This window comes from Streptomyces sp. NBC_00386 (assembly GCF_036063235.1).
GTDB lineage: Bacteria > Actinomycetota > Actinomycetes > Streptomycetales > Streptomycetaceae > Streptomyces.
Map to the genome: position 1 here is coordinate 10,158,467 of NZ_CP107950.1, position 12,564 is coordinate 10,171,030.

Below are 12,564 nucleotides of genomic sequence, written 5' to 3' on the forward strand. Positions count from 1 at the left end.
CGATGCTCTGCCGCTGTGGTCAGCTCCGGCAGGACCGGGCGGTCGTCCCCTTGCCGAGGCGACCGCCCGGGAAACCATGTCCAACCGCAATAGGCGCCTGCTCTGGTGCTACTCGTCTCGGCGGTAGCCGCACACCCCGGAGGAAGCAGACCGGGGTCAGCGCCGAGTGACGATGAGTCCGACGGCCGTCAGGAGCACCGCTGCGACGCCCGCGGCCACACTCAGCGGCTGCGCGAGGGCGGGGTGCTGATAGGTCACGTACATTGCGATGCCGCTGATTAGGGCAGTCCGGGGGTGTCAGGCAGCTGACCCTGGAGGCGTTCAACTCCCGGGAACCGACCGCCTCCAGGAGGTGCCCGCCCTATACTCCGTTCACTGGGTGTGCTCAGCGCAGGCACACTGCAGGTTCGTCAGGCCGCACGCTGACTCCCTCTCCAGCAGGGCCGGGGCCCTTAAAAAAAAGCCCCTCAGTTTGTGGCTAGGTAGACGCGAATGTCGGATTTGACCGTCGTGTCATCGTGCACCGCCCTGAGGGGTCTTTCCCAATCGTTGTGGGGCCTGTAGCAGGCCCCGGGAACCTCTGAGGGCTTCGGTGAACCTGTACATCTCTCCGGTGAACGGTCTGATCTTCGTAGTCGGCTGCCTCGTCGGCTATGCCATCTACCGCCATTCCAAGAACAGCCAGCCTGGGCTGGAGACGAAGGGCGACCCGGTCGCGGCAATCGGGACCGTGCTCGTTGTTGTCACGCTGCTGGCGTTCCTGTTCGGGGCAGGAAACGGTCCGTCGGCGCCGGAGAACGGAAGTGAGCCTTCCGCGCCTCCCGCTTCGTCGGCCCCTGCGTCCCGATGACCGACACGAACCCGGGCCTCGAACTCCCGCCTAGTACTCGAGCGTCCTTCGGTTCGCCCCTGGGGGCCTCCCGTTCGGCACCGGCGCACCGGACGCGGTCGCCGCCCGAGTGATCTCCGCCGGCCCCGACCTCGCCGGGATCTCCGACGACCTCCTGACCCTGGTGACGTCCGCACTGGCCAAATCCCCGGAAGAGCGGCCCACGGCCGCCGCACTGGCCGGACTGGCTTTATCGGTGAGTCCTGGGTTCTGGCACACATTCCGTGAGGACGATCACCGGGGTTCTGCCACGGTGACGTACCGTCATCTGAGACCGTGGTGCGGTGTGATGACCTCATAGCGGTGCTGTTTCCGCACTTCAAAGCGGTTCTGGTGGAGCGGGTGTTCACGGAGTGCGGTGTGGTGCACATCGTTGTGAGAACCCTCGATGGCGCTGCTCCGTGCCCGGACTGTGAACTTCCGTCGAATCGTGTGCACAGCTGCTACGAGCGTCGCCTGGCCGATAGTCCGATCGGCGACCAGCCGGTGCTGATCGAGTTGACCGTGCGGCGCTTGTACTGCGGCAACGGCCTGTGCGGGCGTCGTACGTTCGTCGAGCAGGTCGCGGGGCTGACCTTCCGGTACGGGAGACGGACGCCTGCTTCGCGCCGGGTTCTGGAGGCCCTGGCCGTCGCGCTCGCAGGCCGCGCTGGCGCCCGGCTGGCCGTAACACTGCACAGTGCGGTCAGCCGGACGACGCTGCTGCGGCTGCTGATGGCCCTTCCTGATCCCTACTGGGAAGCGCCCAAGGTGCTCGGGGTCGATAATTTTGCCACCCGCCGTGGGCAGCACTACGGGACCGTGCTCATCGACTGCGAGACCCGCAAACCGCTCGCCCTGCTGCCAGGACGGGACGCGGGGACGCTGGCCACGTGGCTGCGTGAGCATCCTGGGATCGAGGTGATCTGCCGGGATCGTGCCGGCTCCTACGCTGAGGGCGCCCGCGTTGGGGCCCCACAGGCAGTCCAGGTCGTTGACCGCTTTCACCTGTGGCAGAACCTTGGCACCGCGGTGGAACAATGCGTGCGCCGGCACACCGTCTGCCTGCGGTCACCCGGCTCCGGCCTGGGTGAACTGCCGGATATTGAACCGCCGTCGGCAAGGGAGATGTCGCCGATCGAAGCCCGTATCCGTGAACGTCACGCCATCGTCCACGCGCTCCTCCACCAGGGCCATGGCATTCGAGAGATCGCTCGCGAGTTACACATGGGTGGAAACACGGTCCGCCGATGCGCCCGCGCGGCAACTCCTGAGGAGTTACTCGGCGGCCGACAGCAACCTCGGCCAAGCCAGCTCGACCCCTACAAGTCCCACCTGGACAAACGCTGGGCAGAAGGGGGCATCAACGCGATCCAGCTCCACTCCGAGCTCCAGGACCTCGGCTACCGCGGCAGCTACCAGATCATCAGCGACTATCTACGGCCACGACGCCGACGCCGTATCCGCGTCGTCGGGCCCGCGCCACCAGGACTCCGACAAGTCACTGGGTGGATCATGCGTCACCCCGACCGGCTCTCGGAGAGTGAGGGAAAACAGCTGACCGAAGTCCTTACCCGTTGCCCGGAGCTCGCGGCGGCCCACCGCCTTGTCCGCAGCTTCGCTGCCATCCTCACCACTCGCACCGGCCAGCATCTGAAGGAATGGGTCGTCAGCGCGCGAGCCGAGGAGCTTCCGGGCCTCCACTCTTTCGCCACCGGCCTGGAGAAGGACTGGGGCGCCGTCGTCCAGGGCCTGACGAGTCACTGGAACTCCGGTCCCGTCGAAGGCCGGGTCAACCACATCAAGATGGTCAAGCGCCAGATGTTCGGCCGCGCCAAGCTCCCGCTCCTCCGTAAACGGGTACTTCTCACCGCCGCCGCCCGATGACTGCCCTGGTCAGGCAGGACGAAGCCGTCGGAGTACGTACTCCGACGGCCAGCAGAGGGCTCGAACAACCATGTTGGTGACGACGAAGTACCCCGGGCTCACCCAACCGTCCTCTTTGCTCATAAGGCCCGAACCGTCCTCGCGGTAGTAGCGACGCAACATGCGGCGGCGCAACAGAGTCCCAGCCACAAACAGGACTGGAGCGGCAATGACTGCACCGACCGTCACGGCGAGCCTGACTGCCTGGATCCTGGCGACGCTCTCTATCCGCATCGCTCCAGTCTGCCGATCAGAAGAGACTCGTCCACCGCTCTCACGGAATGTGTGCCAGAACCCCGCTCTCAGTTACGAAGCCACCCGTGCTGGCCGCGGACATCAACACAGTCGTCGAGAACACAGCATCGATGCGCAGACCTACCCGGGCGCGTATGAGGGGGTGAAGCTGAGCTACGTCGCGTTCTCGGCGACGGGCAACAGCGACGAGGCCACAGGCCGCGACGCGTTCCTCACGACGGCCACAGCGGTCGGCAAGACCGGTGCGCATCGCAGCCGCTCCGAGGTTCTCCAGCAGCTCCGTGCCGGAGTCGAGGTCCCAGAGAGCACCGTCCAAGACCAAGTGCTCACCGTGTCCAGCCGGACGTTCACGGTGGCCGACTGGAATCGTGACATGGCGGCACGTGACCTGTGGATCTGTGACGCCCCGTCCAAGCCGGGGGGCAAAAAGGAATGCCATACGCCATCAAGACCTCCGTGGCCGTCGCCATGAGTCGGTGCCAGCGCGAACGCCACCCCAACGCAACCCCACGAGTACGCTCATGAGCGGCACAGGCCCCGCCCAGCGCAGTAGCTCCGGCGCCACCTGACCGGGCGGACCGGGCAAGCATCGCGCGCCGCCGATGGGTGCGTGGCTGGCGCGGGGTGTGGCGGTCATGTACAACCGCCGGTCGGCGGCACCTTCGGGCCGTCCGCGTCCCGGGCCACCACCTCGTACCCGGCACTGCGAGCAGCGGAACAGGTCAGTGGTGAACACGTATTGCTGTGCGCCGTCCCAGGTCCGGCTATAGCGGCCAGCGCGGCCCGGTGTTGAGCCGGGCCGCGCCATGGCAGTCACAGCTTCAGGAAGAACGCCAGGGCCATGAACGCGGCCACAGCGAGTCCGAGCGCCGGCACGAGGCTCGGGTAGAGCACGGCGACCAGACCGACGAACGCCCGGTCCCTCAACACGCGATTCTCGGTGTCCGTGCAGGCATTCCTCCACGGCTGCCGCCCGGAGGCATCCGGAGCACGAACCTCATGCCGCACACGACCGACAAGCGGACTGGTGCTTGTGCCTGAAGTGCAGGTCAGGGGCCTGCACTTGCAGGCTGTCTGGTTGTGGACAAGATCACAGCCTCTTGGGGCAACCCATGATCGAATCCTCTTTTCACACCTGATTCACAAGAACTACTGTCCCGGTTCACTGATCAAATTCCGGGCCACGCCGAGCCCACCGTGCTGATGGGCGTATTCGGCATGTCCGGAGGGCGGCAGAGGATTCATTGGACTGCCCTTGCACGAGCTGCAGGTGGCATGTGTGAGGGGGGTCGGGTGGCCGTAAGGCGCTCGCGTTTCCTATCGGTTGGGCTAGCCGGCGCTGTGATGGCTGGCTTGCTGTCGACGATGTCGGTGGTGTCGCCGGGCCAGGCGGCGGCTGCGGAGGATGCGATACCAGTCGTGCCGTCACAGTCGCTGGGCACGGTGCCAGACCAGCAGGCGGAAGAGGTCGGCAAGGCTCTGCCGAAGCCGGACTGGCCGACGGCGGCCGAGGCGACAGTGGATCTGTCGCAGGCGGACCCCGGCGATCCTGGCACAGTGACACCGAGTCCGTCCGCCTCGCCGTCGCAGGGCCAGGACGCGACCGAGGTCGCGGACGTCGTCGAGGTGGCACCCGTGCCCGAGGAGGAAGGGCCGGCCTCCCAGCTGGGCTCGGCACGCCTCACGGACGATGACGCCTCACCGTCCACGGACCCCGTCCCCTCGGACAGCCCCGAAGAGGCCAGCACGTCACCCGTGCCGGAAGCGAGCGTGACCTCCGAACCCGAGCCCTCCGACTCCGCATCGGACTCAGTCTCTCCTTCGGTTTCTGCTTCGACCGAGCCTGCCGACGACCCCGTGTCTCCCGAGCAGGTCGACGTGCGGGTACTGGACCGCGAGGACATCGCGCCGGCCGGAGGTGTTGGACTCGGTCTCCAGGTCACCCGCTCCGACGGAGTGGCTGAGCCCGGGCACGTACAGGTCAGGATCGACTACTCCGGCTTCAAGTACGCCTACGGTGGCGACTTCGCCTCCCGGCTGCGGCTGGTGAAGCTGCCAGCCTGCGCGTTGGAGACCCCCGACGCCGACGGCTGCACCAGCCGCGAATTCGTCCCCGTCGACAACGACACCGCCAAGGGCACGCTGACCGCGACCGTGGTCGCAGAGCCCGACAGCAGCGGCCTGTCCTCGCAGCTGGGGAGCGGTTCGGCCAGCGTGTACGCGGTCACCAGCAGCTCGTCTTCGGATGCGGGCGACTACCGGGCCTCGACGTTGTCGCCGACCGGCTCCTGGGATGTTTCGACTGGGTCGGGTGCCTTCGCCTACAGCCTGCCGGTGGACCTGCCCAAGCCGGTCATGGGGTCGGCGCCGTCGCTGGCGATGACGTACAACTCGCAGTCGGTGGACGGCCGCACCTCGGCCACCAACAACCAGGCCTCCTGGGTTGGTATGGGCTGGGACCTGAGCGTCGGGTTCATCGAGCGCCGCTACCGCAACTGCAGCCAGGACGGCACGGGCATCGGCGACCTGTGCTGGGACTCGCCGAACACCGCGACAGAGCCGGACGGCGCCGTCTACGTCATCAACCTCAACGGCGTCTCTTCCAAGCTCATCCAGGACGGCACCGGCACCGGCTCCTACCACGTGCAAGACGACCCGGGCTGGCGGGTGCAGCACCTGACCGGCGGGCACGGTGCGGACGACGAGTACTGGGTGATCTCCCCCCAGACCGGTCAGCGCTACTACTTCGGCTGGGGCCGCTCCGAGCGCACCGGCAGCGCGACAGCCTCGGTCTTCACCGTTCCGGTGGTGGGCAACAACACCGGCGAGCCCTGCCGTGACAAGTTCCCGGTGCCGTGCACGCAGGCCTGGCGGTGGAACCTGGACCGTGTCGTAGACGCCAACGAGGTCGAGGCCGTCTACTTCTACGACAAGGAAACCAACTACTACCGGTCCATCGCCGAACAGACCGACAAAGCCCGCTCCTACACCGCCGGCGGCTACCTGCGCGACATCCAGTACGGGTGGGCGACCCAGATCCCCGGCTCCAAGCCGACCGGCCGGGTCGAACTGACCCATGTGGGCCGCTGCGTGGAGCGGATGGCGGATGCGGACCCGCTGCGCAGCGAGCCGAAGCCCTGTCCGTCGATCTCTGGAAATCCATCGTCGTATCCGGACGTGCCCATCGATCTGATGTGCGATGGAAGCTCGACGGACTACTACTGCGCGGGCAAGACGTACTTCCCCACGTTCTTCACCAAGGACATGCTGTGGGACATCAAGACCTCTGTCCTGAACACGTCTGCCAACGGCTGGGATGTGGTGCAGCAGTACCAGACCAAGCACGGCCTGCCCAACCCGAGCGGCTCGATCGGCAAGACGCTGTGGCTGGACTACGTACAGCGCAAGGCGTACGGCACCGGCACGAACATCGTTCTGCCGGTCATCAACTTCAACGGCATCGACCTCGACAACCAGGTCGGCACCAAGGAGCTGAACTTCCGCCGTATCGAGTCGATCCACGGCGACCTCGGCGCGACCACCACCGTCACCTACGGCTCGCCCAACGCGTGCAGTTCCGACGCCTATCCCACGCAGTCGTCTAACGCCCAGGACTGCTACTGGCAGAAGTGGACCCCCGAGGGCGCCACTGATTCCACCACCGGCTGGTTCAAGAAGTTCCTGGTCACCAAGGTCACCGTCGACCCGACGGTGACCAGCAACCAGGACGGCGACCCGGAGATGACGACCACCTACGACTACCAGGGCGGGGCCGGCTGGCGCTTCACCAACGACCCTCTCACCAAGGACAGCGACGAGACCTGGTCGGACTGGCGCGGCTACCAGAAGGTCGAAGTCACCACTGGCACCGGCACCGTCAAGCACTCCACCTTCCACTGGCTCTACCGCGGCCTGGACGGCGACCGCACCGACAAGGACGACTCCTCCAAAACCCGCTCGGTCAGCGTCACCGACGGTGAAGGCACCTCCTACACCGACTCGCCCTGGCTGCAGGGCAACACGATCGAGACGTCGCAGCGGGACGACACTGGCAGCTCCCACGAGCGGGTGTTCCACAAGTACTGGGTCCACACCACCGCGACCTACGTCGGGTTGCCCGACGCCCGTTTCGTCCGGGAGACGGAAACCACCACGTCGACCAAGATCTCCACCGGCTGGCGTGATCACGTCGTCCAGAACGAGTTCGACGACGTCGCCACTGCCAACACGTACGGCCTGCCCTCTCGCGTCGACGACCAGGGCGAAAAGGGCGTCTCGGACAACCGCTGCACCACCTTCGGCCGCGCCTACAACGACGATCTCTTCGACGGCTCCAGCATCCAGCGCTGGCTGGTCGTCGTCGACGAGACCAGGCACTACAACACCGCCGGCTCCGGGTGCGATGGACGAGTCGCAGCCGGCAACACAGGCGCCAACCAGGACGGCTTCACCGAAACCTTCTACGACAGCGCCACCTCCGTCGCCGCCAACAACCCCGTCGACGGCAACCCGACCGAGACCCACACCTTTGCCTCGTCAGGATCGACCGACTTCCTGCAGACGAAGGCCCGCTACGACAGCGGCGGCCGGGTGGTGTGGAGCGAGGACGGCAGGGAGAACCGCACCACCACCACCTACAGCCCGAACGACAACTGGCCGGTCAACGGGATCATCACCACCACACCCGACCCCGACGGCCCGACCTTCCCGCTCGTTCCGCTGACCACCAAGGTCTACCTTTCCCGCTTCTGGGGTGTGCCGACGAAAACCGAGGATGTCAACGGGAAGATCACCACATACACGCTGGATGCCGCGGGACGCACCCTCGAGGTGTGGAAGCCCACCGAGACCGGCAGTTCACCGTCGCTGAAGTTCAGCTACAGCATCCCGACCTCCACGATTAGCGGGGTTCCGGACTCCGTTGACGGCTATTCGGGTGTGAGCGCCCAGACCCTTCAGTCCGGGAGCAGCTACCTGCCCACGTACTCCTACGTCGATGGCCTGGGCCGCGCCCTGGAGTCACAAGCGCCGGTGCCTGACGAGCACGACACCGGCCACCGCCAGGTGGCCGTCACCCGCTACGACACAGCTGGCAACGTCACCGGCACCTCCGCGGTCTTCCTCAACGGCGGGGTTCTGAGCTTCGGCGTCGGCGGTGGGCCCGCCAACCCTGCGGTGAAGGACCTGCCGTCCTATACGGACGTCACCATCGACTGGGCCGGGCGCACCACCGCCTCCAGAATCATGGTAGGCAACGGCACCGACTCCGTTGAATCGATGTACGGGTCGAGCACAGCCGCTTATTACGGCGACTACAACACCTTCATCCCTTCGGTCGGCGGTCCCACGGACACCTACACCAACGTGGACGGGCAGACCTCGAAGGTCGTCGAGCACAACGGAACTTCCGCGTTCACCACGCAGTACACCTACACCGACACCGGTCAGCTGAAGCAGATCAGCGACCCGCTCGGCAACAACACCATTTACACCTACGACTGGGCCGGCCAGCGCATCAAAACCGACGACCCAGACGCTGGCGTATCCACCGCCGAGTACAACAAAGCCGGGCAGATCACCAAAACAAGCAGCAACTACCCGACAGCCGACAGCGGCGGCACTCTCGGCACCCCGAAGACGGTTCTCACCTACGACTACGACACCCTGGGCCGCAAGATGTCTGTGACCAGCGGGGCCGATGAACTGGCCGCGTGGAGCTGGGACGGGCCGACCATCCCCGGCGGCAAGGGGCAGATCACCTCGGCCGTCAGCCGCGATACAAGCGGCAACACCTACACCACCAAGATCAACAACTTCGACGGCCGCGGCCGCCCGACCAGCACGACCGTCACCATCCCGGCCAACGTCACCGGGCTCGCCGGCGACTACACAACCGCCCTCACCTACGACGCCGCAGACCACGTCACCTCGGTGAAATACCCCGAGGGCCCCGCAGCCAGCGGGATGGACGCGGAGACCGTCACCACCAGCTACAACTCCTACGGACAGCCCGACAGCCTCACCTCCAGCCAGCAGACCTACGTCAGCGCCACCGCCTACGACCCGTACAGCCGCCTGCTCGACCGCTTCTACGGCAAGCCGACCAACCCCATCGATGGCCCCGGTGACGCTGTCACCACCAAGCGCTCGTACAGCTACCAGGACACCACCGGCACCCGCTGGCTGCAGGGCATCTCCACCACCACCACTGCCAACCAGCTCGTCACCGAATCACAGAAGGACACCTACGGCTACGACCGCAGCGGCAAGATCACAAGTCTGAAGGAAGAAGCCGACGGACAGCCCGTCCAGTCCCAGTGCTTCAACTATGACGATCAGGCCCGTCTCACCGACGCCTACACTCGCGCCGGCAGCTGCATATGGCCGTCGTACTCGGACTTCACCGGAACGTCCCCGTACCAGACCGCGTACAGCTACGACCGCCTTGGGAACCTGCAGTCCGTCAAGGACACCGACCACAGCGGCACGGACACCACCCGCGACTACCTCTACCCCGGATACAACGACTCCGGTACCTGGACCACCGCCAACGCCGACCAGCCCCACGGCATTCGCAAGATCAACCACATCACCACCAGCAACGACGTCAGCACCACCACCGGCACCGACACCCTCACCTACGACTACGACGGCACGATGCTCAAGCGCATCGAACCGAACGTCACCACCGACTACACCTGGACCAAGCTGGGCCAGCTCTCCACCGTCAAGGCAACCCCCACGACCGGCGGCAGCACCCTGACCCGCTACGTCTACGACGCCACCGGTGACCTCGCCGTCCGCACCACCCCCACAGAAACCGTCGCCTACATCGGCGGCATGGAACTGCGCAACGACGGCTCCCAGGTCAGCGCCACCCGGTACTACAGCATCGACGGAGCCACCGTCGCCATGCGCACCACCACCGGCAACACGAGCGCCGACGGCAAAGTCACCTACCTGATGGCCGACAACCAGGCCTCCACCCAACTCACGGTCGACGCCATCAGCGGCACTGCAACCCGCCGCCGTTACACCCCCTTCGGCGACGAACGCAGCGGCAGCCTGCCCACTGGCACCAGCAACGGCTTCCTGGGCAAAACCGAAGACACCAGCACCGGCCTGTCCCTCCTCGGAGCCCGCGCCTACGACCCCAACCTGGGACGCTTCCTCAGCCCAGACCCCCTCAGCGTCCCGTATGACCCGCAAAACCTTTCCGCTTACAGCTACAGCAACAACGACCCCATCAACTACTCCGACCCCAGCGGACTCAAGCCAGTCGGCCAATGCGGAACCGCCGGCCTCTGTTCGGACGGCACCAGGGAGAATTTCACCCAGAACGACGACGGCACCTGGAACGCGTATGAGGAAAAAAGAGATCCCATAGGTGATGACGGGTCGACCGTCACCACAATCACTATCTCGTCGGGTTCGACGCAAATGGTTTTCAAAGAAACCATGCTGGAAGGCGGGGCCACATTCCTAGGGGTCCTTCCGCAGGGAGAGAACCGCAGATTCAAGCAGGGTAAGGAACTCTTCAATTTCTTCGTCTTTGACTTCAGTCAGGCGGGACAGTGCGCCAAAGATCTGACCTGGAGCTGCACTGCCCAGATCACGATGAACCTCCCGGTTCTGAAGGTGCTACGACTGGCGAAGCTGTCGAAGATGGGGAAGCTCGCCCTTTCGGACTGCAAGTGCTTCCTGGCTGGCACAGACGTCCTCATGGCAGGCGGAAAAACAAAGGACATCGAGGATGTCAAGGTAGGCGATGAAGTAGTCGCGACCGACCCCGAGTCGGGTAAAACGGGCCGCCGCAAGGTGACCCAACTGATCGTCACCGACGATGACAAGAGCTTCAACGAGTTGTCTATCGCCACAGCCGACGGCGTTGAGAAACTTACGGCAACGTCCGGACACCCGTTCTGGTCCCCATCCGAAGGGAAATGGACCCCGGCTGGCAAGCTCAAATCGGGGATGACCCTGCTCACCGACGACGGCGACACGGTCATCATCACCGGTAACCGCAGCTACATCGGGCAAGCTCGTACCTACAACCTCACGGTCGACGGCCTTCACACGTACTATGTGCTGGCGGGCAAGACACCGGTCCTCGTTCACAATTCTGGTGGATGCCCCGACTTGGATGCTCTTTCGCAGAGCGGGATGCGTCCGGCTAAGGGGAATATGACTCATGCGGGACGCGAATATCAGAAGCATATGAACCGTGGGGATCTCCCCGTGGTTCCAGGTAAGCAGCTAAAATCCGCTGGCCAGGATCTGTTGGACGATATTCTGACCAACCCGAAGACCGCTAAGTCTCCTGTTAATTCTGGAAACTTCGCTGGCGGGACGCGGTACATCATGCCGGACCCCGCTGGTGGGCGCGGGATCGGCGCGACCTTCGATGCAAATGGGCAGTTCCAATACTTCGGGCGGTATTAGGCATGGCAGTGATCAATCCGTGGGCCGCCCTGGCTCATGGCGGTGCGGGGCTTGCTGAACTCCGGGAGGCTGTCGTGGGCGAGGCCGTGAGAACGGTTCGCTACGTGGCGTTGCGGGGGGAAGGATGGCCCGAAGGGCACAGGGAAGATCGCGCTCACGAAGTCGATGTGGCCGTTGAGCTGGGCATGGAAAGCGGATCTGCGCTTGTTCTGTCCTGGGCGATGGATGGGGTCAACGAAGGGATGGCAATCGAACTCAGGAATCCCGGAGATACGAGCGCAAGCCTGCCCGGGGATCCCGTCGACGTGAGCGACCACGTCGATTGGGAGGGTTTCTTGGGTGTATCGATCGCGGGCATCGGTATTGCTTGGCACATCCCTAACGACGGATGCCCAGAGATGCCTTGGGCCTACAACTTCAGATTCGCCAATGAGTCGAACGTGGTAATTGCACTCGGTGAGGCTGATGGTGCGGGATTCACGTATATGCCTGACGCTCTGCTCGTGATCTTCGATAAGGCCCTTGCGGCTGCATACAAGATTCCAGCGAGCGCCACATCTTCGTGCGGATAGATCGAATCGTGGTACCTCATTCGATGCATCCAGGCTTCACGTGTTCGCCTCTATCAATTCCTGGTCGGTGCAATTTCTAGGGAATGAAGGCGAATGGACAGGGGCCCCACCGGAGTGATCTCCGGTGGGGCCCCTGTCGCCGTTTGACGGCAACGTCAGCGGACGGCGGCAGCGGCGGGCGGGTCGTCGGGGGGGGGGGGGGGGGGGGGGGGGGGGGGGGCGGTCGGGTTGAGGGCGTTGCCGAGGGTGTCGATGGCCTGGCGCTGGAGGCGGAGGCGTACGTGAGCGTAGACGCCGATGTGGGCGTGGCCGAGGAGTTCCTTGATGACGACGAGGTCGACGCCCTGTTCCAGGAGCAGGGTGGCGGTGGAGTGGCTGAGATCGTGGAAGCGGATGGTCCGGAGTCCGGCGCTTGTGGCGTAGCTGACGCGTTTGCTTATTGATCTTGGTTGTGGCCTGGCGTTGTTCAGTTGTGCTGAGCGGTGGGTCTGTTCCGTCCGG

The 12,564-nt window shown here is 65.0% G+C and carries 5 protein-coding genes and 1 pseudogene; 5 read left to right on the forward strand and 1 reads right to left on the reverse strand.

The window, feature by feature from the left end; all coding sequences use genetic code 11:
• The first annotated feature begins 613 nt into the window (after positions 1–613).
• From OG780_RS44345 to OG780_RS44365, 5 genes are all read left to right on the forward strand, one after another.
• Complete coding sequence (locus OG780_RS44345; protein ID WP_328443369.1) at positions 614–850, forward strand: hypothetical protein; 237 nt, start codon at positions 614–616, stop codon at positions 848–850.
• 342 nt (positions 851–1,192) lie between these two features.
• Positions 1,193–2,755 (forward strand): ISL3 family transposase, encoded by a 1,563-nt coding sequence (locus OG780_RS44350; RefSeq protein ID WP_328443367.1) that lies wholly within the window; start codon positions 1,193–1,195, stop codon positions 2,753–2,755.
• 208 nt (positions 2,756–2,963) lie between these two features.
• The gene (locus OG780_RS44355; protein ID WP_328443365.1) at positions 2,964–3,521 is read left to right on the forward strand and encodes a hypothetical protein; all 558 of its coding nucleotides are present in this window, start codon (positions 2,964–2,966) and stop codon (positions 3,519–3,521) included.
• A gap of 872 nt (positions 3,522–4,393) precedes the next feature.
• Complete coding sequence (locus OG780_RS44360) at positions 4,394–11,491, forward strand: RHS repeat-associated core domain-containing protein (protein WP_328443363.1); 7,098 nt, start codon at positions 4,394–4,396, stop codon at positions 11,489–11,491.
• A 2-nt stretch (positions 11,492–11,493) separates the two neighbouring features.
• Entirely contained in the window at positions 11,494–12,063 is a 570-nt protein-coding gene (locus OG780_RS44365) for a hypothetical protein (protein WP_328443361.1), read from the forward strand.
• A gap of 155 nt (positions 12,064–12,218) precedes the next feature.
• Here OG780_RS44365 and OG780_RS44370 read toward each other — a convergent pair.
• A pseudogene (locus tag OG780_RS44370) lies at positions 12,219–12,473 on the reverse strand (tyrosine-type recombinase/integrase); the annotation flags it as partial.
• Positions 12,474–12,564: the final 91 nt, after the last annotated feature.

What these genes read in the sequence shown, in the direction of transcription:
- OG780_RS44355 (WP_328443365.1), top strand. Translation starts at nt 2,964, where the DNA reads ATGACTGCACCGACCGTCACGGCGAGCCTGACTGCCTGGATCCTGGCG.
- OG780_RS44360 (WP_328443363.1), top strand. Translation starts at nt 4,394, where the DNA reads ATGGCTGGCTTGCTGTCGACGATGTCGGTGGTGTCGCCGGGCCAGGCG.
- OG780_RS44365 (WP_328443361.1), top strand. Translation starts at nt 11,494, where the DNA reads ATGGCAGTGATCAATCCGTGGGCCGCCCTGGCTCATGGCGGTGCGGGG.